This window comes from Streptomyces sp. NPDC093586 (assembly GCF_044764905.1).
In the GTDB taxonomy this organism is placed as follows: domain Bacteria; phylum Actinomycetota; class Actinomycetes; order Streptomycetales; family Streptomycetaceae; genus Streptomyces.
This window is the reverse complement of record NZ_JBIWJA010000060.1, coordinates 1-21,563: the sequence shown is the minus strand read 5'-3', so window position 1 is coordinate 21,563 and position 21,563 is coordinate 1. Positions and strand designations below refer to the sequence as shown.

Genomic DNA, 21,563 nt, shown 5'->3' with positions numbered 1-21,563 from the left:
GCCGGAGCCCGCCCAGGCCGCCCCGACGGGCCTGGTGGCGGGAGCCGTCGATCACCGCCCGGGACCAGTCCAGCTTCCCGGCACGGCGCAGCTCGGTCGGCAGCACCTGGTGCAGCCGGTTCCACACCCGGCCTCGTGCCAGGGCGAGGAACACGCCGACCTGGGCATTCTCGATGCGTCCCGCGGTGCCGGTGTACTGCCTCTGCACTCCTGCCGAGGACCGGCCCTTCTTCAGGAAACCGGGTCTCGTCGACGACGAGGACGCTGCCGTCGGCGCCGAGGTGTTCGGTGGCGTAGGCACGCAGGTCGTCGCGGACCGCATCGGCGTCCCAGTGGGCGTAGCGCAGCAGACGTTGCAGTGGCCCGGGCCGCGTATGGCCCGCCTGTTCGGCCAGCTGCCAGCAGTTCTTCCGCTCGACGCTCGACAGCAGTCCGAGCAGGCAGGAGCGGGCTGCGGCCCGGGGCTCAACTCGCCCGAATCTGCCCGCGATCCGGACCATGACCTGGTCGAACATCGCCCGCCAGCGGGCAGGGTCTACGCTATGGCCTGCGGCCGCCGCACGATCTTCAGGAGTCCACACAACCCCCGATGATCACGCGGTGGCCGTACCCGTTCCCAGCCGGGTCCACGACAAGATCGCGAAACCAGACTGGAGTACTGAGCGAGCCTGGGGGACCGCTGCGGTCCTCGCCCGACAACGGCGGGTGCGCGTGGAGTCCGGCTCGAAGCGGCCTGCAGCGCTTGGGCGCTGCCGCGGCACGGGGAGGGGCGGCGCGCGGGGGACGGCCGTGGCGGGGCCGTACCGGGAGGGGAAGCCCCGCACGGTCCACGCGCCCGGAAGGGGCCGCTCGGGCGAGAGGTCCCGCACGGCGTACGCGCCCGGGAGCAGCCGTGCGGGAGAAGGACCCATGCCGTGTACGCGCCCGACAGGAGCCGCTGGGGGGAAGTTCGGGCACGGCGAAGGGCCGTCCTCCCGCACCGGTGGGAGGACGGACGGTCGGGGCCAGCGGCGGCGTGCCCTCACTTGCCTGTCAGGAAAGTGCCTGTTACTTTCCTGACAGGAAAGGATGCCGGTCGGAGAAGGGCGGAAGCCTATGGAGCCCGAAGAGGCACGAGCCGCACTGGACCAGGTGCGCCTGCGGCAGGATCAGTCCCACGCCGAGTACCTGGGGTACGGGTTCTCCCGCGGGCGGCTGCTGCTGTCGGCGCTGATCGTGTTCGTCTCCTTCGCCTCCTTCGACCTGCCGAACCCGTGGGGCGGTGCGGTGCTGTTCCCGGTGGCGGCGGTGCTGGCGTGGCAGCTGGCACTGTATGTGCGCCGGGCGCGCGTCCGTATGGCGCTCACCGGCCGGGCCGCCATGCTGTCGGTCTGCGCCGGTGCCGCCCTGGTGGGGCTGTTCAAGGTGTTGTCGGACGCCGCGGACGCGGGCGGAGTGCCCGTGCCGCACACGGTCGCCGGTGCTGTGGTGTGCGCGCTCGGTCTGCTGGTCGTGCGGCGGACGGTGGCCGGCGGTGCGCCCCCCGGCGGACGGGGCGAGACCTGATGGACAGCGACTTCGACGAGTTCCTGCACGTGCCCGCGCGACTGGGGATCGTCGCCCTGCTGGCGCCGGTGCGGTGGGCGGAGTTCGGTTTTCTGCGGGAGTCGCTGGACACCAGTGACTCGGCGCTGTCCAAGCAGCTGTCCGCGCTCGCCGCCGAGGGGTACGTCGAGGTCCGCAAGGAACGGGGTGTGGGCGGTCGGCGCACCCTGGCACGGCTCACCCCCGAGGGACGCGAGGCGTTCCGGCGGCACGCCGCCGCACTGGAACGCATCGCAGCGCTGGCCCGCACGGGTGAGCGGGGGAGCAGGGACTCCTGAGGAGCGCAGGCGGCCGGCGAGTGTCTGATGCGGGGGCTGAGAGGCATGATCGAGGTACAGGAACTGACCAAGTACTACGGGAGAACGCTCGCCGTCGACGCGCTCTCCTTCCGTGTCGAACCAGGCCGGGTGACCGGGTTCCTCGGACCCAACGGCGCGGGCAAGTCCACGACGATGCGTGCGATGACCGGCCTGGACCAGCCGACTTCGGGACGCGTCCTCATCGACGGCAAGCGCCACGACCAGCTCGCCGCCCCCCTGCGCACGGTGGGGGCACTGCTGGACGCGCGTTCCCTGCACGGGGGGCGCACCGTGCGCGCGCATCTGCTCGGTCTCGCGCGCAGCAACCGCATCCCTCGGCGGCGGGTGGACGAGGTGCTGGAGATCGTAGGCATGGCCGGCGCGGCGGACCTGCGCGCCAGGAGCCTCTCGCTCGGCATGGCGCAGCGGGTCGGCGTGGCGGCGGCGCTGCTCGGTGATCCGCAGGCGCTGGTGCTCGACGAGCCGGTCAACGGGCTCGACCCCGAAGGGGTGGTGTGGATCCGCCGGCTGATGAAGAGCTTCGCTGCCGAGGGACGGGCGGTGCTCGTCTCCAGCCATCTGATCAGCGAGATGGCGTTGACCGCCACCCATCTGGTGGTGATCGGGCAGGGCCGGCTGCTCGCCGACCTGTCCGTCGAGGAGTTCGTCGCGCGCAACTCGCGTTCCTGCATCGAGGTCCGCACGCCTCAGCCGGAGAAGTTGCGCGACGTCCTGGCGGCCGAGGGCTTCCGGGCGGCGGACGGCGACGAGGGCGCCATCCAGGTCTTCGGCACGGATACCCGGGCCCTTGGCGAGCTGCTGGCCGAGAACCAGGTCACCGTCTACGGGATCACACCCAGATCCGCCTCCCTGGAAGAGGCGTTCATGCAGTTCACCGCCGGTGCCGTTGAGTACCGCGCGCGGCAGGAGGTGCGATGACGACCCCGCAGATGGGCGCCGCCATGGCGTTCGAGTGGACCAAGCTGTACACGCTCCGCTCCATGCGGTTCAGCCTCCTGGCCTATGTGGCACTGAGCGTCATCGCGGGGGTGCTCACCGGCGTCTTCATCGGCCGTGCCTACGCGCACAAAGCGGCGCCGGACGGCTTCGACCCCGTCTCCGCCGGTTTCAGCGGGCTGCGGCTCGGCATGATCGCGCTGGTGGTCTTCAGCGTGCTGATCGTCACCGGCGAGTACTCGTCGGGGACGATCAGCAGCTCCCTGATGGCGGTGCCGCGGCGGGAGGTCCACTACGCGGCGAAGCTCCTCACCGGTGCTTCGGCGGCCCTGGCGGCTTCCCTGGTGGCGGTGGTGGCCGGCTTCTTCGGCACGCAGAGCGGCATGGGGGCGCAGAGCGTCTCCCTGACCGACGACGGTGTGACGCGCTCGCTCGTCGGGGCGGTCCTCTACACGACGCTGCTGTGCCTGTTCTCCATGGGTCTCGCCAGCCTGCTGCGCAGTGCGGTGCTCACGCTGGGGATCCTGCTGCCGCTGTTCTTCACCCTCTCCACGATGCTGAGCAACCTGCCGGGTGTGCGGCAGGCGGCGCAGTTCCTCCCGGACGTGGCAGGCGGCCTGGTGCTCTACCGGCAACCACCGGGGGACACCGTCCTCGGCGCCTGGACCGGCCTGGGGGTGCTGGTCCTGTGGACGGCGGCGGCCGTGGTGGCCGGCTACTGGGCGGTGCGGCGCCGGGACGCCTGAGACGACCGCGCCGCGTCGGCCCTGCGGGGGCCCGCAGGGCCGACGCGGCGCACCGTCAGCCCGCGTGGATGCCGGAGATGCCCGCTGCCACGGTCTCCGCGTCGGAGCCTCGTCCGTACTTGGCCCGGCGCCTCGCCTTCCTGGCTTCCTTCTCCTCGGCCTTCCTGCGGGTCTTCTCGTCCTTTTCCTGCGGGTCCTTGGACTTCTTTCCGAACATGAGGGCCTCCTCTCTCTCCTGCTCGTCTTCGCGTGCCAACCGTCAAGAAGGACGGCGTTTTCCCTGTTGATCCCCCGGCTCTCGCCGCCTTAACCATCCCTCCGACAGGGAATTTCCGGCAATTTACCTATGTCCAATTACGTCACGAACTCATTGTGACCCACGTCACGGTTATCGGTGTTGTGTCTCTATGTGTATGTCATGTAACTTCCTGCCCGTCGATTGATCACCGATTGATCGCAGTGGCACAGCCTGACCAGCACGTGCCACCGGCGTTGTCTGACCAGCAATCGCCGTATACGGGGAAGCGCGTTCCGGCTGTTCGCCGGCGTGATTCTGGCCTATCTCTGGGTCAGGACGGGGGTGAATTCTGCATGTCTTTCGACGGTGACGTGTCCCTCCTGGAGGAGATCGCCGAGCAGGACTTCGAGGGTGTGGCCTACGGCGCCTGCACCACGAACACGTTCTCGCTCAGTGACGCACTCGGCAACAACGGCGGTTGGTGCACGCTGACCAAGGAGTGCCAGCCCAACTGCAACTGACCCTTGAGCAGGGGGAACAGTGGAGCCGGATCCCGTGGAAGGAGGTGACGACACATGGAGAAGCAGGACTTCCTGGGTGCCTACGACGAGCTGGAGCTCATCGAGCTCGGCGAAGAGGACGCGCAGGGTGGTACCACCACCGCCCCGTGTTCCATCGCCATCTCGGTCGCGGCGAGCACCGCTTTCTGCCCCACCACGAAGTGCACCAGCAAGTGCTGATGCGCATCGCATGAAGTAAGAGGGCACAAACGCCGGTGGAGTGGGGATCGTGCAAGGATCCCCACTCCACCGGCAGACCAAGGGTCTTCCGTGTCCGCGCTCAATGGAGCAGAGTAATTGAATTCTCTACAGGACTTCTACCCCGAGTTCGACAGCGCGGAAATACAGGAGACCATCCAGCCGCTTTCCGCATTCGACGACGAACTCCTGTCGTATCTCGCCGTATCCGGTGCGGGACTTCGCACCATTCTATCACCGGCGGCCGTCGCACAGACGGAAGAGATCGAGACATATCCGTTCCAGCGGATCATCCGCTCTCTCGCCGCCGCCGCGTGCCGCCCCGAAACGGTAAACCGGCATGCCGCACTGTTCGAGAACACCGCTGACATCTCAGAACAGCTTCTCGCCCGCGCCGAAACCCGTCTGAAAGACACCTGCACCCGTTCCCTGGTGGCCGCAGTCAACAGGGCATCGGCCCAGGGCCGACTGCACGGCCAGAGCCCGCAGGCGCGCTATCAGCACTTCGTCACGGACATCTGGTCCACCACACTGGACGAATTTCCCGCGCTGCGCGCCGGCATCGGCCACATAGTCCGCAACACGGCTGCGGCCTTCACCGAACTGTGCGAGCGCCTCGAGGCCGACCGGCGTTCGATATCCGACACCTTCGGCATAGCCCCGAACGACGTCGTCACCTCCATCGGACAGGCCGGCGGGGACAGCCACGCCCACGGCCGCAGCGTGTCCGTCCTGACCTTCGCCTCCGGCCGCCGACTCGTCTACAAACCCCGGGACATCTCCGGCGAGGCCGCGTTCGAAACGATCGCCGCGTACGTCAACGGCATCGCCGGGACCGAGCTGCCCGCGGCCGGGTCGCTCGTCCGGGACGGCTACGGGTACGTCGAGTACATCCCCGCCGAGGACGTCTCGGACGTCTCCGCACGGTTCATGCGCTCCTGCGGTGCGCTGGGGGCGGTGCTGTACCTCCTGGACGCCCGGGACATGCACTTCGAGAACATCATCGCCACCCGGCGCGGCCCGGTCCCCGTCGACCTGGAGACGCTGCTGCACCCGGCCCGCGTGCACACCGGCCCCAAGCCGGAGGCGGAGGACAACGCGTACGACACCATCGCCCGCTCCCTGTACGGCACCGGCATCCTGCCCTTGGTCTTCGCGGGCAAGGGCGAGGACGCAGGCCACGTGGACCTTGGATTCCTCGGCGGTGGCAACCAGGGCACCGCTCCCTTCAAGGGGCTGACCTTCGTGGACCCCTTCACCGACCGGATCAGGATGGTGCTGGCGGCTCAGGAGGCGGGGCAGCGCAGCACCGTCGTCCCCGAGGCCGGCGAGCAGGACGTCCACGCCCTCGCCGAGCAGATGGCCGCAGGCTTCGTCCAGGTCGCCCGCGCCGTCATGCGCGACCGGGAAGGCTGGGCAGGGATGCTCAGGGACGTCGCCGCGACCCTGCGGATCCGGTACGTCCACAACCCGACGGCGCTGTACGCGCAGATCCTGCGCATGACCGCCTCGGCCGCCGGCATGGCCGACCCCGAAACCCACCTCGCGCTCCTGAAGCGGATCGCGATCGCGTCGAAGACCTCCGACCGGGGGATCGTCGTGTCCGAGCTGCGGCAGATGGCCGAGCGTGACGTGCCTTACTTCACGGTCGAGGCCACCGGCACGGTCCTGCGGGACCCCGACGGCGCCGACACCGGGGCACGCCTGGCGCGCACACCGCTGAGCCGGGCCCTGGACAAGGTGACGCGGCTCGAGGAGACCGTCGTGCAGCGGCAGTTGACGCTGCTGTACTCCGCCTTCTGCGCCCGCTTCCCCGACAACCACCTCACCGGCGGCACGGTCGGCAGCCCCGGTACAAACCGTGCCGGGCGGGAGGCGCTCACGGACTTCGCCCACGCGCTCGCCGACGAGCTGGTGGCGACGAACCTGCCGGACAAGTTCGGCCACCTACCGCGGACCTGGATCGGCCCGCTGGCCTCGGCGGCGGCGGAACGTCCCTGGCCGTGCGGGGTGCTCGGCTACGACCTGTACACCGGGCGCACCGGTCCCGCGCTCGCTCTCGCGGCCGCCGGCCGGCTGTTCGGTGAGGAGCGGTACGCGGACATCGCCCGGCAGATCTTCTCCACCAGCGCCGACATCCTGGCCGGACGGCGGTACGAGCAGCGCAGTGTGCAGCAGACGGGGGCGGGCGCATACACCGGCATGACGGGCCTGCTGTTCGGCCTGCACGCCGCCGGCGTCCTCCTGGACGAGCCGGGATGGACCAAGGCCGCCCAGGAGGCGATCCCCCTGGTCCTCGACCAGATCGCGCGGCCCACGCCCGCGGCCGACGTGATCGGCGGAATCTCCGGAACGGCGACAATGATCGCTGCGATCGGCGGCCCGCAGGCCGAGGCCGCGGTGCCACAGCTCGTGGACATGCTGTGCGACGCCGTCGAGAAACGGCAGGGCACCTGGTACGACCAGTCGGGATTCGCCCATGGCGTCGCCGGGGTGCTGCACGCACTGAGCGTGCTGCGTCCCGGCCTCCCGGGGAATACGGCCGAGCGGGCCGACACAGCGGTCGACGCTCTCCTCGACCGCCTGGACACTTTCTACGACGAGGCGGAGAAGAACTGGTTCTCCAACATCGCAACGCCGGAACGATTCTCCACGGGTTGGTGCCACGGCGCGGCTGGCATCTCCCTGGCCCTCGCCGTCTGCGTCGCGCACACGGGCTCCGCCCGCGCCGAGCAGTGGCTGGACCAGGCCGTGGCCAACACGCTCGCCCACGGTTTCGGCCGGAACCTGACGTGGTGCCACGGCGACCTCGGCAACCACGACGTGCTGTACGGCATCGCCGCCGCCCGCACGGACGAACGGCTCACCGCCTGGCTCGCGCGGATCGAGGACGAGTGGCTGCGGCCGGACGTCCTCACCCGCAAGCTCGCCGACCGCCGCAGCCGGTACGCACACACCAACAGCCTGATGGTCGGCACGTCCGGGGTCCTGCTGCACATGGTGCACCGGCTCGCCCCGAAGCTGCGGATCTCCCCGCTGTCACTGACGATCGGGGCAGCCTGATGGGGCGCCGGGTACCGACGGTCACCCAGGTGACCCAGACCGAGTGCGGGCTGTGCTGCTGCATATCCGTCATGCGCCACTACGGGCGCCACGAGGACTTCTTCAGCGTGCGACAGGACCTGGAAGCGGGCCGGGACGGGCTCGGCGCCAAGCAACTGGCCGACTTCCTGCGCTCGCGCGGGATGAAGACCAAGGCCTTCCGGGTCCGGAACATCGACGCCCTGGCCTCCTTCACCGCCCCGGTCATCCTGTACTGGGAGGACTACCACTTCGTCGTCCTGGAGAAGTTCGACGGCCGGACCGCCACGGTCATGGACCCTGCGGTGGGCCGCCGGCGCCTGAGCAGGGCAGAGCTGGAGGAGAGCTTCAGCGACATCGTCATCGCGCCCGAGCCGGGCCCCGGTTTCCGCCGGCAGACACAGCCGGCGGGCAAGGACTGGCACAGTGTTCCGCTCTTCGCCGCGCAGTCCCGCTCCCGCATGCTGCTGGTGGGGCTGCTGTCCCTGAGCGGCTATCTCGCGGTGCTCGGCGTTCCGGCGCTGACGAAATGGGCCGTGGACCGGCAGACGCACTGGCACGACCCCGGCGCCCTCGCCGCGGTGATCGGCGCCGTGACCGCCGCGGCGTGCGGCTATCTGCTGCTGTGGCTGGTGCGGGTGACGGTCCTCTCCTCGCTCATCTCGGTGATGGGCCGCCACCTGATGGGTCACACCTTCCGCAAGCTGCTGTCGCTGCCGTACAAGTTCTTCACCACCCGGCAACCCGGTGAGCTGGTGTTCCGGTTGGGCACCGTCAACGCGGTGCGCGACCTGCTGTCGTCACGGATCGCCCAGGGCGTCCTCGACATCGGCACCCTGGTCTGCATCAGCATCTACCTGCTGGTCACCGACTGGCACATCGGGCTCGTCGCCGCGGCGCTGTTCGCGGTGAACGCCGGCTTCCTGTGGGCCACCCGCGTGCGGGTGAAGGAGGTCGCCGACGCGGAGATCAGCCAGCTCGCCAAGAGCCAGGTCACGCAGCTGGACGCGATCGTGTCGATCCCCACGATCAAGATGGGCGGCTACGCGCGGCAGTTCGCCGACGAGTGGGAGAAGACCTACCGGGCCTCCCTCGACGCGATGCGGGCCCGGATGCGGCTGCAGCAGGGCTGGATCTCCGGCATGGCCACCACCACCCAGATGTTCGGTCCGCTGGTGCTGCTGCTGGCCGGCCTGTACTTCGTCTCCCAGGGCGTGGTGTCGCTCGGCTCGGCCATCGCCGTGCAGACGGTCTCCGCGACCTACTTCTCGCTGTCGACCTCGGTGTTCCAGATGGTCACCGAGTTCGCCGAGGCCTCCCGCTACATGGCCCGGCTCAGCGACATCACCGCACACGAGCCGGAGCGGCCGGGGGGCAGCGTGCGCACGCTGCCGGACGCCTCCATCACCCTGCGGGACGTCTCCTTCCAGTACACCCGGCACAGCAGCCCGGTGGTCAAGGGCGTCTTTCTCGACATCCCGGCCGGCTCGCGCGTGGCCCTGGTCGGCGCCTCGGGCTCGGGCAAGTCGACCCTGGGGCGCCTGATCTGCGGCCTGCACGAACCGACCAGCGGCCGGATCGAATTCGGCGGCCGGCCGATGAGCGACTACGACACGGACTTCCTGCGCCGCCAGATCGGCTACATCCCGCAGGAAGTGCACCTGCACAACCGGACCATCCTGGAGAACCTGACGCTCGGCCGGGACATCGACCCGGAACAGGTGCGCGCGTACTGCGCCTCGGTCGGCGTCCTCGACTTCGTCGAGGACCTTCCGATGGGCCTGAAGACACTCGTGTCGGAGATGGGCGCCAACTTCTCCGGGGGCCAGCGGCAGCGGCTGGCGATCGTACGAGTTCTCCTCCAGCAGCCGAAGATCATCGTCATGGACGAGGCGACGGCCTCGCTGGACACCGTCAACGAGCGCCGCGTATCGAAGATCATCGAGGAGACCGGCGCCACCCAGGTGATCATCGCGCACCGCTTGGCGACCATCAAAGACGCCGACCACATCTACGTGTTCGGCGACGGCCGTGTCATCGAGCACGGCACCCACCACCAGCTCATGGAGCGACAGGCGGCCTACGCCGCCCTGTACACCGACGCGGACACCCCTACCTTCCTAGGTGAGACAGCATGAACCAGCCGGCCATATCCATCGAGGCGTTCCTGCCGTTCTACACCCGCGTCATCCCTAGGGACCGGTTCGACGAAACGCTCGCCGCGGCCCTGGAACAGACCGTGGCCGCCGAAAACCGCGCGGCGGTGACGCACCGGATGTGGGAGACCGTCCTGACCACGGTCGAGGGCCACTCCTACCGCACGCTGATCGGGGAGTTCCACCGGTACCGGGAGGCGTGCGGCCTCCCCCCGGACGCCACCTCCCGCCAGGCCCTCGCGGCCTTCAGCTCTCGCCTGGGCGACGAACGGCACCACAAGAAGCTGCTCGGCCGGTACCCGGTGCTGGAGCGGCGACTGGACGGTGTCACCCGCAACATGCTCGACGCCTGCCGGGAGATGCTCGACGCCTACCGGCGGGACCGCCGGGTCCTGGCCGAGACGTTCGGACTTGCCCCCGACGAGACGATCACCGCGGTGGAGCCGTCCGGCTCCGATCCCCACAACGACAACCGCAGCGTCATGTTCGTGACCACCAGCGGCGGCCACCGCCTGGTGTACAAGCCCCGCCCGCTGACCGCGGACCATTTCGCGCGGGACCTGTACCGCGCCGCCTCCGGACACCTCGCACACTCGCTGGAGCGCTGCGTGCCGGACTCGGTGTCCCTCGGCGACCACGGATGGCAGCGCCACACCCGGCACGAGCCGATGTCCGACCCGGCAGCGCCCGCCCGCTACTTCTACCGGTTCGGAGCGCTGACCTGCCTGTTCAGCGCCATCGGGGCCACCGATCTGCACGACGAGAACCTCCTCGCGCACGGCGAGCACCCTTGCGTCATCGACACCGAAACCCTGGTCAGAGCCGACGCCGGCGTCGACAACGACACCCTGTCGAACACGCTGATCAACCACATGAAGAACTCGGTGACGTCGACCATGCTGCTTCCCTTGGCCAATCCCGACGCGGTGATCGACGTCATGGTCTCCGGCGTGGGCGTCCCGGGCGAGCAGGAGTCCCGGATACGCAAACCCGAGGTGGTCGACGGCGCTACCGACGCCATCCGCGTCGAGTGGGCCACCTTCAGTTACCGCCACAGCACCAACGTGCCGAACCTGAACGGCACCGACCTGGCCGTCACCGACCACTTCCCGCACATGATGGCCGGCTACCGCGACGCGCTGGCCTTCCTGCGCGCCGGCGGCGCCCACCCGGTGCTCGCTGCCCACCCGGACCTGCCCGTGCGGTGCGTGCTGCGCACGACCGAGGTCTACGCCCGCTATCTGGACGCAGCCACCCACCCGAAATACCTCGGTTCGCAGTCCGAGACCGACCGGCTGCTCGGGCATCTGCACCGGTTCCCGCGCCGGCTGCCCGAGGAGCAGGCCGCCTGGCTGCGCAGGTGTGAGGCCGGCGCGCTCGACACCGGCAACATCCCGTACTTTTTCACCCGCGGTTCGTCGACCGGGCTCGCCACGCACGACGACTCCATGGACGGGTTCTTCAGGACCTCCGCGCTGGACAACGCGCGCCGTGGCGTGCGCGCGGCCTGCGAACGCCACGAGCGCTACCACCGGTTCCTCATCGAGGAGTGCCTCGGTGGCCTGACCTCCACCCCCGAGGGCCTGTCGGCGCACGGCGTCTTCGCCGGGCAGACCCTGGCCGCGGCCGCCCCGGGCGACTGGGGGCACCGCATCACCGACGTCATCGCCGACCTCTCCGTCCAGCTCGACCTTCCCGACGGGCGGCAGGCCGGCTGGCTCGGCAGCATCGGTCCCGACCGCGGGGCGGCCACGATCACCCCCGGCAACTACATCGCCTTCCACGACATGGGCGGCATAACCCGCCTGCTGCGCACCGCCGCCCGCACCGACGAGCGGTTCGCGCCCCTGCGGGACGCCGCCGACCGCGGCCTCGCGGCACTGTCGGAGGACTACGCCCACACCCTGGCCGTCATCCCGGAGTCGGCCTACTCCGGCCGGGCCTCCCTCCTGCTGGCACGGCCGCACGCCGTCGATGACGCCCAGATCACCGCACTCGTCGAGGAGATGGAACAGCGCGGCGAGAAGTTGGAGGCCGATGTGGCCAACGGACCCGCGGGCGTGCTGATGCTGCTGCTGTCCCGTGTCGAGAACGGGCTGCCGCACGACCCCGGGCACATCGACGCCGTACGCCGTCTGGTGTTCCGGCCCGGGCGCGCGGCCCCGACCGGGGCGACGATGGAGCTGGCCCACGGCGAACTCGGCCTGTACTGGGCCATGGCCCGCACCGGGCGGGTGCTGGACGAGCCGCACCTGTGCCGACGGGCCTTCGACTGGCTGGCCGCGCGGCTGCGCGACTACCGGCCGCCCGTGACCGGCTGGTGCAAGGGCGCCGCGGGTGTCCTCCTCGCGGCAAGCGAGATCTGCCGGGCCGCGGGGCGCGAGGACCACCTGGCCAACGGCCTCGCCGCCCTAGTGGAGGCGGCGACCGCCCTGGAGGAGGGGCCGGTGGAGCTGTCGGTCTGCCACGGAACCAGCGGCGTGGTCCAGGCCCTGCTGGCAGCAGCGGCCTTCAGCGGCGACACCGGGCTCCTCGACCGGGCCCGCGCCTACCAGGACCGGGTGATCGGCCTCGCGCGCCGCCACGGCTTCTACACCGGTGCCGTCGGCCACACCTCGCTGGTCGGCTACCTGCTCGGCTGGTCCGGCGTGGCCGACACCGACCTGATGCTGGGCGCTCCGGACACCGCACACGGCATACCGACCGCCCTGACCTGTTAGGAGACACCGGCGTGCGCTGCTCGCTCGTGCTGCCCATCGCCCCCACCCGGCCGGAACAGGCCGTCCCCTTCGCCAACCTGGTCCGCTGGACCCGGGCCGAACGGCTGTGGCAGGGGCAGTCCCAGATCATCGACAACCACCAGCTCGTGAGCTGGCTCGCGGGAATCGGCATCCGGGTCCCCAGCGGCTTCGGCGTCAATCTCACCCCGCTGCGCTCCCCCGTCCACGCGGCGATGGAGGCCCGGTCGACCGCCCTGACCACCGGCTTCCCGGTCATCGCCGCGTACGGGCCCGGCGGCGTGGAGTACCAGCGCGGCGTCAGGGGAGAACCGTACGGCAGTGCGCTCACGGCGGTGCGCGAGTACGTGAGCACAGTCCGCGGGCTGGTCCGCGGCGAACTCGTCGACACCGTCGGCGAGCACTACTCGACCACAGCCCGCCTCGTCCCGGTCCGCTCTCCCGAGATCCGGGTCGGGGTTGGTGTCCTGCGGCCGAGGATGGCCGAATTGGCCGGGCGGATCGCCGACGACGCCGTCGCATGGCTGTGTCCGCCCGGATACCTGCGGGACGTCATCGTCCCCCGGGTGCACAAGGCCAGCGCCGAGGCGGGGCGGGACCCGGTCCCGGTGACGGCGATCGTGCCGTGCGCGGTCGCACGGGACGGCCGCGACATGCGCAAGACCGCGTTCGCGACGGTGGGCATGCACCTTCAGGCCGACCACTACCGGGACACACTCCGGCAGGCGGGGATCACGGTGACGGGAGAGGAGCCGGACGTGGACCGGCTCATCGATGCGGGCCTGTTCCTGCACGGCACCCCGGCGGACATCCGCGACGGTCTGCGGCGCTTCGCCGAGGCCGGTGTCGAGGAGGTCGTCCTGAACGTCGCAGGCGTGGCCGCCACGGCCGGCGGCCGTGCTGCCGCGCAGGACCTCCAGGACATCCTCGATGCGCTCTGAGCCCGACGGCGGCCGCGGTCAGGCCGAGCCCGGTGACGGCGGCAGCAGCTCCGGCGGCGGTCAGGACGCGGCGAATGCGCATGAGGAATCCCCCTCAGTGGTGCGAATGGAGCGCCCGGAGCACACCGAAAGTGATCATTGCGGGGAGGAAGAGTGAGGGGACCGTGACGGCACGGCGGTCCGGTGTCGACGGCGACTCCCCGGCCGAGAACCCGTCCCTGGAGTCTGCGATCGTCCCCGCAAGGGGGCCCGCAGCGAGGTTGCTACCGTTGCGCTCACCGCGTCTGTGCAGGCAGAAAAAAAAAGGGGGGCAGAGCGTGTCCGCCGTCGATTTCTGTGCCCATGTCGCCGCCCGTGGCGACGTTCTGGGCGCCACCGTCGGCACCGGCCCCGAGGGCTGGGAAGCCGCCCTGGGCCACGCCTTCCTGGACGTGCCCGGCGGTGGCCTTCTGCGCCGCGACTACGGACTCGTGGAAATCAACTTCTCGCCCCGACAGCTGGCGCAGCCCGCCCGGATGGCGTGCTTCGGCTTCGGCGTGCCGGTCCAACGACTGCTGTACGACCAGTCACCGGACACGGTGCCCCCACCGCTCACGCGCACGTACGGGCCCTTCGCGCCCCGAGTCCCCTTCACCGAACTGCACACCGCTCTCCAGGCTCTCGGGCACACCGTCGAACTCGACACGGACAACACGTCGCGCGACATGAACTGCTACCGCGTGTCCCGCTCCGCAGGCCGCATCCACGTCATCGCCGGCCCCGCCCCCTGCGCATCCGGAGCCCCGGACCCGAACGGGCACCAGGAAGGCGACGTCTGGTCCATCGACGTGTGGTGACCGGCCCTCCGAGGCGCCCTGGAACAGCGGCGCCACGGCGGCCGGAACTTCGCCCGAAGACCTGACCACAGCAGGGTGACGACGGACTGGCGCCCACCCGGCGTCGCCCTGCCGTACCTGTCGGGGAAGAACGTCGCGTCGGCTGAGGAGGATCGCCAGGGCATGCGTCTTGGAGGCACCCAGCGTCACGGTGACCAGCGCGGCCCCGAGCCGGTGGACACACCGTGCCGGGTCAGTCCGTGAGTGGCGAGCGCCTGGCGCAGCGGCGTACTCGTTCCGATCGCCGCCCTGCCGCCGGCCTCGCTAGGACCGGGACGGCACGCCCACGTAAGGGTGAGATAGCTAGTTGACGATCAGGCGCGTACTACGGTTCAGGGTGGCATGACACGAACGCCTACCGCCGCCGTCGCAGCGCCCACGCCGCTTGTGACCCAGTCCGGCCAAGGCTCCCCCGGCATCCGCCGACACGGGCCCGTGCAGACTTCCCGCCGCCAGACTCGTTCGGCTGACCCGGGAGGAGCGTGGGTTCCCTGGAGAAGCGCATGACGAAGAACGGCTCCAGCGCCCGCAAGGCCCGCATCCGCGCACTGGCCGACAAAGAGGGAATCAGCCATCGTCAGGCAACCCGTAAGGTCGACGCAAAGCGGGCACAAGAAGAGGACGCTCATGCAGCACAAAAGGCTCGACTTCGCTCATTCATCCACAATCCCGAAGATCTCGCCGAGGAGCGGACGCGGTACCTGAGTCACATGCTGGCGGCCGACCTGCCCGACATGGTCAGGGTGTGCCTGTTCGTACTGGCGGACAGTCTCGGCACCGGCAAGTACACCGATACACAGGGTGTCAGCTTCACCGTTCCCGAGTTGGCAGACCTCACCGGTCTGTCGCCATCGGCAGTGGAGGACAGCCTGAACCTGGCCCGAGCTCACGGCTGGATGACCGGGGATTCCTCCGATAACGCTCGTCTCTGCGTACCGGGCGAGGACATCGACATGTACGAGATGTTCCTGAAGCGAATCAAACAACCTGTCCGAGACAGCGAGCTGCACCACCGAGTGCTTGAACAGATCGAGCAAGAGCTCAGCCGACAGGCGCGGGAAGCCGAAGAGACACGAGCCATGTTCGCGCAGTTCTCGGATACAAAGACTGCGCATCCCGCCAGCTGATACCCGACTCCGCGGGAGACTCGACTGAGGAGTCTCCCGCGCAGCATTCGCACGGTCGTCAGCTCTCGTAGAAGACGCGCATCACATCGTAGAACTCCCGCGCGCGGGGCATGCCGTCGGCACAGCGGGCAGAGGTCTCCGTGGAGCAACCTCGGATTCATGCGGCGAACTGTGCACAGGTCGGTGGCTTACTGCCGCGTGCTGAGCGGACGGTCCGCCTGGCGGGCGCTGCGGTAAAGATCTGGTGATGCCCTCCCGCCCGGCGGGACCGACCCCGGATCACGCTTTTGCGCAAGTCAGCGCAGGGGTTCCATGGGTCGATGATCAGCATGTCGCCAGTCCGCCCGGGGGCCGGGGTGCGCTACCTCTTCCGTGGCGTGATGGTCGGCGACGGCCACCGCCAGGCGGGCACACCGCTGCGCGCCGCCCAGGACGATGCCGGTGTCCCGCCCGGCGTCTGGAAGGGCCAGGGCCTGGCCGCGCTCGGCCTGACGGCTGGGGACGTGGTGACCGAGCGGCAGGCCGAACTGCTCCTGGGGGAGGGCCGGCACCCGGACGCCGACTGGATCGAGCGCGGGCTCCTGGCGCAGGGCAAGAGCCCGGAGCAGGCGAGGCGGGCGACCGTGCTGGGCAGGCCCATCGAGCACAACCGCTCACCCGAGACCGGCAAGGCCAAGGAGCGCACCCCCTGGCTGGCGTTCGACCTGGTGTTCCGGCCCCGCCGACGGCGCACATCGCGTGGGCCCTGATGGACGACGAGCACCGCCGGGTCCTGGAGCTGTGCCAGGACATCGCCCGCGACAAGACGCTGGCGTGGATGGAGGAGGCGGTCGCACAGATCCGCTGGAAGGCCGGCGGCAGGCAGCGGGCCCGGGTCAAGGACGGGCTGGTTCGTCGCGGTCTTTAGGCACTACGAGTTCAGAGCCACGGAATCGAGGCCCCTGCTGCACGCGCATGCGGTCGTGTCGATCCGCGCCCGGCGGCCGCACGACGGGAAGTGGGGCAACCTGTCGGCAGACTCGCTGATGACCCACATCGTCGCGGCCGACACCCTCTACCTCCTCCACTTCATGGAGGAGGTGTCCGCCCGGCTCGGGTGGGCGTGGGAGCCGCGCGAGGTGACGCCCGGCCGCCGGCCCGTGATGGACATCGCGGGCATCGACCGGCGACTCATCGGCTGGCAGTCGACCCGCCGCCAGCAGATCGAGGACGCGCTGCCCGTCCTGACCGCCCGGTACGAGGAGAAGCAGGGGCACGCGCCGGGGGAGCGGGCCTCCTACGCGCTGGCCTGCCAGGCCGCCGACCAGACCCGCCCGCCCAAGCGCACCGAGCTGTGGTCGCTGACCGAGCTGCGCAAGCGATGGCGCACCTCGGCGATCCGGGCGTTCGGCGCCGACGTCGTCGACCGGCTCGCCGAGCGGGCGCGGGCGGCGGCCGCGGCGGTGTGGGCGCGGGTGCGTCCGGTGGTCGACCTCGCGCTGGCGGCCGTCGACGTCGTCGCCGTGGTGTACGTGATGCGCGGCGCCTTCGCACGCCACCACCTGCTCGCCGAAGCCCGCCGCCACCTCTCCTACGTCCTGCGCGGCCGCCGCCACGAACCCGGCCTGGACGAACGGATCGTGCAGACGGTCGTCGACGACTACACCCGCCCGGCGAGCCGGCGGATGATGACCGCCGATCTGCGCGCCCTGTACCCGAGCGACACCCAGGACCAGGCCGTGCTGCGCCCGCTGACCCGCAGCCGCACGGCGGCACCGTACGAGCGGGCCCGCCTCGCCGCCGGCGCCCTGGCCGCCCGGGTCCGCGCCGCGCGCCGAGCGGAACGCCTGGGCTCGCGCCCCCGCCCGTACACCGTCGCGGTGCCCACCGCCTCGAGGCCGTCGCATCCGCGGCCCTTCCGCGACGGCCGGAAGGACGGCCGCCTCCCGGAGCCGGAGACCGGCGTCGACGCGGTGGAGCAGACCCGCCGGACCCTCCAAGCCGCCCGCGCGCAGGTGATCGCCACGCTCCAGGACAGCCGACGGGCGCGCGAAGCCGCCCACGGCCCCCGACCGCAGCCCGCCCCGGCGACGGCCCCGCAGCCACACACCCAGCAACCCAGCACCCAGCACACGCCGGGCCGAACCGCAGGAGGAGTCACGTGAACACCGCCGGAAGAATGCCCCAACCCCGACGAAGCCCTCGCCCTCGCCCGCGCCGCCCGCGAGCAGATGGCCGCCGCGCTCGACGAGGACCAGGAGCCCGACCCTGACGAGCCCCTGGGATGGCAGCCGATCTGTAAGCGCCCCCGGACGCCGAAGTCGAAGGCCGCGAAGAAGGCGGAACTGCGCAAGCAGCGAAAGCAACTCCAGGAAGCCGCCAAGCGCCGCCTCGCCGCCGCGAACTCGCGCCGGCCCCGCTTCCGGCAGAACCGGATCGGCAACGCCGCCGCGCGCCGCGACGCCCGCGCCCTGTCCCGAGTGCGGCACTCCACCGCCTGGCTGTGGTGACGGTGTCAGGCACCGTCCACTGAGTGAGCTGCCGCCAACTTGAAGTCGCAAGTCAAAGGGGTGGTGTGACCGGCTCTCGGGGTACTCGTGCTGGTCGTGGGCGAGAGTATGCAGAGAAGATCGTTCGTCAGCGGTCGGCTCGATGGTGTTCGAGGTGCGCCTCGGCATCCTGGCCAGGCACGCGGGAACGTGCCCAGGTGGCGAGTTCGGGCGGCGTAATGCTGGCCCTTTGCGGGAGGTCGGTTCGCGCCTGGGATCATGGGCGCATGTCCGAGGAGTCGAACCTGATGTCAAGCCTGTGGCCGCTCGTGCCTTCCGAGGCCACCGATTGGCTGCTGGAGCTGTGCGGCGATGGCATCACCGGGTTCATGCCTCCGGCGATGCCTGACGCCGTGTGGGTGCTCAACGCCATGTACGAGCACAAGCAGAGGCCGACCGATGTGTCGTACCACGAGTACCACCAGGCGCGGCTGGCGGACGGGAGTGTCCAGCCGCACGTCGTTGGAGGCATCGACCTCGACGCCGTGGGCATCGCCACGGGAGGAGGGCTGGGCCGTGCCCAGCATCCGGGCCCCGGCTGGCGGCGGCTGCGCTGGGCCGAGCTGGCCCGGCGAACCGGCGACCCGGTCGTGCCCGATGGGCTGATGCCCTCCTACCGTTGCTTTCCCACGGCCAAGAAGGAGGGCAGCTGGCCGCTAGGCATGGTCCCGCCGACCGAGGGGAGCTTGGACCGTGAGACCTGGAACCGGCTGATCGCCATCCTCACCCAGTTCAGTCCCGCGGGCCCGGACACCCGCTGCCTGGCCTACTACAACCCGCTGATGCTCGAGGCCATCGACTTGGACAACCTCCACGTGCGTACGGGCCGGATCGGCGACGCCGAGATCCTGTACGACCAGTCCGAGGCCGACTTCAGCCCGTCCAACCTCTGGGCCGAGGACCGCTCGTGGGTCCTGTGCACCGACTACGACCTGTGGGGCACCAAGGTCGCCGGGCCCCCAGCCCTCATCAACGCATTGCTGAACGACAGTGAAATCGAGGCGGTTCGTCTGCCTTGGGCGCACTGACGACGAGCTGCTTGAAATCTTCTCCAGCGCGGAGCGCGGGCCCGTTCCTGTTCCTGACCACTGAGGCCGGACGGCCCTCTACGGTCCTGTGCATGCTGGATCCCGAGCTGCTGGAACAGATCACCGCGCGGCGCGCGGAACTGGACGAACTCGAAGGACAGCTGGCCAGCCGGCTGGCGGAAGTGCGGGTCGAGCGGGACGAACTCGCAGTCGCCGAACGCGTCCTTGAACGGATGACCAGGCAGCTCGCTGAGGAGCGTTCCTCAACCCGCCCGATGCCGGGGCAGGTGGGCGGACAGACGGTGATGCTGATCCCGCACCGCGAGCCGGGCGTGGAGGAGGACGCGCTGCCGTGGGACTACCAGTGCATCATCGCCGCCGTGCGGCAGGCCGCCGGACCGGTCATGGCCCGTGAGGTCGGAGAGGTGGTGGGGGTGGACGTCAGCGTGCGGTCCAAGCTGGAACCGCTACGCGGCAAGCTGGTAAGGCTCGTCGATCGCGGCTGGCTCCGGAAACTGCCCGACGGCCGGTTCACCACCCGCCTGTGACCAGGAGCACCGCCACTCGGAGCGGCTCGGCACGGGCGTAACCGGGGTGCCCCCGGCGGCCGTTGGAATTGTGTGACGAATACCAAAGAGCATGCCGAGGACGCCTGCCCGCTTGTCTACCAGTGCCGTCTGCCGCTGTCCACGCGCACCTCAACCGCCTCGCCAAGTTGCTCAGGCGCCATCTGAAGGCGATCCGGTCCCGATGGCGGATCCTGCCGCCGGGGAAGATCGCGGTGATCGTCCTGGCCGTGCTGCGTCACGACCAGCGCCTGGCCGACATGGCCGGCGGCAACAACGTGTCCGAGTCCACCGTCCGCCGCTGGCGCGACGAGCTGATCGGGCTGCTCGCCGCCCAGGCCCCGCGCCTGGACCGCGCCCTGAAGAAGGTTGCCAGGCGGGGCGGGGAGGTGGTCCTGATCGACGGCACTCTCATCCGCACCAGACGCCGCACCGGCAAGGCCGACCGGCGGAACTACTCCGGCAAGCACCGCAGCCATGGCCTGCACTTCCTCGCCCTGACCGACGAGAAGGGCCGCCTGATCTGGATATCCGCCGCCCGGCCCGGCCGCACCCACGACAACACCGCCGCCCTGGGGGCGCTGGCCGACCTCGGCTTCCGCGGCCTGGACAACGACATCCTCGACCCCGTGATCGTCACCGGCTTCCACGCCACCCGCACCCACAAGCTCACCCCGAGCCAGAAGACCGCCAACCGCGTCCTCGCCACCGGACGGGCACCGGTCGAGCATGGCTTCGCCCACCTCAAGAACTGGCGGACCCTCACCAAACTCCGCACCGACCCGGCCCGCGCCACCCGCCTCCTGCGCGCTCTGCTCGTGCTGACGAACCTCGAAGTCAGCCGGTGACGGATGATCTTCTCCGCAGACTCCCGCCCACGACCAGCACGAGTACCCCGAGAGTCAGTCACACTAGCCCTTTGACCTGCGACTTCAAGGTGGCGGTAGCTCACTGACCTCCACTGCCTGGTGCGCTGGTGTCTACGGCTTCACCTCAGGCCAGGAGTTCGGCCTCAGCGCATCGGGATCCACAGCGCTCTTCCCCTCCCCACCGGTCCTGCCGGACCGTGGCTTTCAATTCAGCGGACGGACCACGGGCATAAGACGCCGAGACTGATGCGCCCCCGACCCTGCTACCGGATGTCCCCGTTTTATGCCAAGGCTACATGCTGCATCAAATAGAGATGCAGATCAGCGAGCCCCTCGAGCAATCCCCTCCACAAGGTCTCGCCCACCCCTGAGGGGCATCGCGCATCGCGGGTACACGGTGCCGCATGGCACCGAAGACCGAACGCATCCAGTTCCTGCGGGCCGTGCGGCAACTGCGCCGGATCCGCTCCTTCTACGCTGCGGCCATTCTCCTGTGGGCAGGGTCCGTGGCCTGGACCGGCTGGCAGGCCCCGGGGAGCCGACAAATGTGGGTGTCCGTCCTCCTCCTGGCCGTCTTCGCTGTACTGCTCATCACCGCGACCCTCGCCCTGCGGCGCCTTGCCATTCCCACGACGGGCCGGCCCGCGCATCACGCTGCCCCGCACAAGCTGCCGAGTACCCGCCTCCACGCTCACGCCTGAGGGCACATCACCCCTCCCGCGAGTCAACCGGGCCCCGACCGCAGGGTGGGGGGCCCGCAGTCTGCTGACAGCCTGTTACCCGACCACCATGCCCCCGTCCCTACAGGCGCCCGGGCCGAAGGCCCGTTGACGGGCCCGCGCAGCGGGTCCGTCCTGTGGCGCGCTGCGCCACCAGGTGGCTGGAGCGCAGCGTAGGCCACCGCAGCTCCGGGAGCGCAGCGAACGGAGCGTCACCAGACCGGCGCAGCCGGTCTGGTGAGCGGGACGCGCAGCGTCCCGCCAGCGCTCACGCGGAGCGGGAGCGCAACACCCGCGCGCAGCGCGGGTGTTCGCTTGCCCATCGCGCAGCGATGGGGTACCCGCTCCGCGGG

At 70.1% G+C, this 21,563-nt stretch carries 18 protein-coding genes and 2 pseudogenes; 18 read left to right on the top strand and 2 right to left on the bottom strand.

Going from position 1 to position 21,563, the window contains the following annotated elements; translation table 11 throughout:
• Positions 1 to 66: 66 nt before the first annotated feature.
• Positions 67 to 500 (bottom strand): annotated as a pseudogene (locus tag ACIRFH_RS34725) (transposase); the annotation flags it as partial.
• Between the two features lie 595 nt (positions 501 to 1,095).
• On the opposite strand from ACIRFH_RS34725, the gene ACIRFH_RS34720 reads away from it, so the two are divergent.
• Genes ACIRFH_RS34720 through ACIRFH_RS34705 form a run of 4 tightly spaced genes read left to right on the top strand, consistent with a single transcriptional unit; the run spans position 1,096 to position 3,586 of the window.
• A complete protein-coding gene (locus ACIRFH_RS34720; protein WP_403529976.1) occupies positions 1,096 to 1,545 on the top strand; it encodes a hypothetical protein in 450 nt (149 codons plus the stop codon).
• Complete coding sequence (locus ACIRFH_RS34715; RefSeq protein ID WP_403529973.1) at positions 1,545 to 1,862, top strand: winged helix-turn-helix domain-containing protein; 318 nt, start codon at positions 1,545 to 1,547, stop codon at positions 1,860 to 1,862. The genes ACIRFH_RS34720 and ACIRFH_RS34715 overlap by 1 nt, the downstream gene beginning before the upstream one ends.
• Before the next feature lie 45 nt (positions 1,863 to 1,907).
• Positions 1,908 to 2,822 (top strand): ATP-binding cassette domain-containing protein, encoded by a 915-nt coding sequence (locus ACIRFH_RS34710; protein WP_403529970.1) that lies wholly within the window; start codon positions 1,908 to 1,910, stop codon positions 2,820 to 2,822.
• Complete coding sequence (locus ACIRFH_RS34705; protein WP_403529967.1) at positions 2,819 to 3,586, top strand: ABC transporter permease subunit; 768 nt, start codon at positions 2,819 to 2,821, stop codon at positions 3,584 to 3,586. Before ACIRFH_RS34710 ends, ACIRFH_RS34705 begins: the two co-directional genes overlap by 4 nt.
• A 55-nt stretch (positions 3,587 to 3,641) precedes the next feature.
• Here ACIRFH_RS34705 and ACIRFH_RS34700 read toward each other — a convergent pair whose 3' ends face one another.
• Positions 3,642 to 3,803: a hypothetical protein gene (locus ACIRFH_RS34700; RefSeq protein ID WP_403529964.1), complete on the bottom strand. Its 162-nt coding sequence runs from the start codon at positions 3,801 to 3,803 to the stop codon at positions 3,642 to 3,644.
• Positions 3,804 to 4,177: 374 nt separating this feature from the next.
• Here ACIRFH_RS34700 and ACIRFH_RS34695 point away from each other — a divergent pair, with 374 nt between their 5' ends.
• From ACIRFH_RS34695 to ACIRFH_RS34630, 14 genes and pseudogenes are all read left to right on the top strand, one after another.
• A complete protein-coding gene (locus ACIRFH_RS34695) occupies positions 4,178 to 4,345 on the top strand; it encodes a plantaricin C family lantibiotic (RefSeq protein ID WP_403529961.1) in 168 nt (55 codons plus the stop codon).
• Positions 4,346 to 4,399: 54 nt separating this feature from the next.
• Complete coding sequence (locus ACIRFH_RS34690) at positions 4,400 to 4,564, top strand: class II lanthipeptide, LchA2/BrtA2 family (protein WP_403529958.1); 165 nt, start codon at positions 4,400 to 4,402, stop codon at positions 4,562 to 4,564.
• Positions 4,565 to 4,681: 117 nt separating this feature from the next.
• Positions 4,682 to 7,645, top strand: a complete 2,964-nt coding sequence (locus tag ACIRFH_RS34685) for a type 2 lanthipeptide synthetase LanM family protein (protein WP_403529955.1) — start codon at positions 4,682 to 4,684, stop codon at positions 7,643 to 7,645.
• Complete coding sequence (locus tag ACIRFH_RS34680; RefSeq protein ID WP_403529952.1) at positions 7,645 to 9,801, top strand: peptidase domain-containing ABC transporter; 2,157 nt, start codon at positions 7,645 to 7,647, stop codon at positions 9,799 to 9,801. Before ACIRFH_RS34685 ends, ACIRFH_RS34680 begins: the two co-directional genes overlap by 1 nt.
• Entirely contained in the window at positions 9,798 to 12,539 is a 2,742-nt protein-coding gene (lanM, locus tag ACIRFH_RS34675) for a type 2 lanthipeptide synthetase LanM (protein WP_403529949.1), read from the top strand. Before ACIRFH_RS34680 ends, lanM begins: the two co-directional genes overlap by 4 nt.
• A gap of 11 nt (positions 12,540 to 12,550) precedes the next feature.
• Positions 12,551 to 13,498, top strand: a complete 948-nt coding sequence (locus tag ACIRFH_RS34670; RefSeq protein WP_403529946.1) for an LLM class flavin-dependent oxidoreductase — start codon at positions 12,551 to 12,553, stop codon at positions 13,496 to 13,498.
• A 317-nt stretch (positions 13,499 to 13,815) separates the two neighbouring features.
• Positions 13,816 to 14,334 (top strand): hypothetical protein, encoded by a 519-nt coding sequence (locus ACIRFH_RS34665; RefSeq protein WP_403529943.1) that lies wholly within the window; start codon positions 13,816 to 13,818, stop codon positions 14,332 to 14,334.
• Between the two features lie 542 nt (positions 14,335 to 14,876).
• Positions 14,877 to 15,500 carry a hypothetical protein gene (locus tag ACIRFH_RS34660; protein WP_403529940.1) on the top strand — a complete coding sequence of 208 codons (624 nt, stop codon included), beginning with the start codon at positions 14,877 to 14,879 and terminating at the stop codon, positions 15,498 to 15,500.
• Positions 15,501 to 15,880: 380 nt separating this feature from the next.
• Positions 15,881 to 17,644, top strand: a pseudogene (mobF, locus tag ACIRFH_RS34655) (MobF family relaxase).
• 66 nt (positions 17,645 to 17,710) lie between these two features.
• Complete coding sequence (locus ACIRFH_RS34650; protein ID WP_403529938.1) at positions 17,711 to 17,989, top strand: hypothetical protein; 279 nt, start codon at positions 17,711 to 17,713, stop codon at positions 17,987 to 17,989.
• Positions 17,990 to 18,255: 266 nt separating this feature from the next.
• Positions 18,256 to 19,056 carry a hypothetical protein gene (locus tag ACIRFH_RS34645; RefSeq protein ID WP_403529935.1) on the top strand — a complete coding sequence of 267 codons (801 nt, stop codon included), beginning with the start codon at positions 18,256 to 18,258 and terminating at the stop codon, positions 19,054 to 19,056.
• Between the two features lie 92 nt (positions 19,057 to 19,148).
• Positions 19,149 to 19,604, top strand: coding sequence for a hypothetical protein (locus tag ACIRFH_RS34640; RefSeq protein ID WP_403529933.1), 456 nt, complete (start codon positions 19,149 to 19,151; stop codon positions 19,602 to 19,604).
• A gap of 122 nt (positions 19,605 to 19,726) precedes the next feature.
• Positions 19,727 to 20,470: a transposase family protein gene (locus tag ACIRFH_RS34635; RefSeq protein WP_403529930.1), complete on the top strand. Its 744-nt coding sequence runs from the start codon at positions 19,727 to 19,729 to the stop codon at positions 20,468 to 20,470.
• A gap of 425 nt (positions 20,471 to 20,895) precedes the next feature.
• Positions 20,896 to 21,192 carry a hypothetical protein gene (locus ACIRFH_RS34630; RefSeq protein WP_403529927.1) on the top strand — a complete coding sequence of 99 codons (297 nt, stop codon included), beginning with the start codon at positions 20,896 to 20,898 and terminating at the stop codon, positions 21,190 to 21,192.
• Positions 21,193 to 21,563: the final 371 nt, after the last annotated feature.

Bases quoted from the DNA above. Each gene is read 5' to 3' on its own strand.
- ACIRFH_RS34720 (WP_403529976.1), top strand. From the start codon at position 1,096: ATGGAGCCCGAAGAGGCACGAGCCGCACTGGACCAGGTGCGCCTGCGG.
- ACIRFH_RS34715 (WP_403529973.1), top strand. From the start codon at position 1,545: ATGGACAGCGACTTCGACGAGTTCCTGCACGTGCCCGCGCGACTGGGG.
- ACIRFH_RS34710 (WP_403529970.1), top strand. From the start codon at position 1,908: ATGATCGAGGTACAGGAACTGACCAAGTACTACGGGAGAACGCTCGCC.
- ACIRFH_RS34705 (WP_403529967.1), top strand. From the start codon at position 2,819: ATGACGACCCCGCAGATGGGCGCCGCCATGGCGTTCGAGTGGACCAAG.
- ACIRFH_RS34700 (WP_403529964.1), bottom strand. From the start codon at position 3,803: ATGTTCGGAAAGAAGTCCAAGGACCCGCAGGAAAAGGACGAGAAGACC.
- ACIRFH_RS34695 (WP_403529961.1), top strand. From the start codon at position 4,178: ATGTCTTTCGACGGTGACGTGTCCCTCCTGGAGGAGATCGCCGAGCAG.
- ACIRFH_RS34690 (WP_403529958.1), top strand. From the start codon at position 4,400: ATGGAGAAGCAGGACTTCCTGGGTGCCTACGACGAGCTGGAGCTCATC.
- ACIRFH_RS34680 (WP_403529952.1), top strand. From the start codon at position 7,645: ATGGGGCGCCGGGTACCGACGGTCACCCAGGTGACCCAGACCGAGTGC.
- lanM (WP_403529949.1), top strand. From the start codon at position 9,798: ATGAACCAGCCGGCCATATCCATCGAGGCGTTCCTGCCGTTCTACACC.
- ACIRFH_RS34660 (WP_403529940.1), top strand. From the start codon at position 14,877: ATGACGAAGAACGGCTCCAGCGCCCGCAAGGCCCGCATCCGCGCACTG.
- ACIRFH_RS34650 (WP_403529938.1), top strand. From the start codon at position 17,711: ATGGCCGCCGCGCTCGACGAGGACCAGGAGCCCGACCCTGACGAGCCC.
- ACIRFH_RS34645 (WP_403529935.1), top strand. From the start codon at position 18,256: ATGTCCGAGGAGTCGAACCTGATGTCAAGCCTGTGGCCGCTCGTGCCT.
- ACIRFH_RS34640 (WP_403529933.1), top strand. From the start codon at position 19,149: ATGCTGGATCCCGAGCTGCTGGAACAGATCACCGCGCGGCGCGCGGAA.
- ACIRFH_RS34630 (WP_403529927.1), top strand. From the start codon at position 20,896: ATGGCACCGAAGACCGAACGCATCCAGTTCCTGCGGGCCGTGCGGCAA.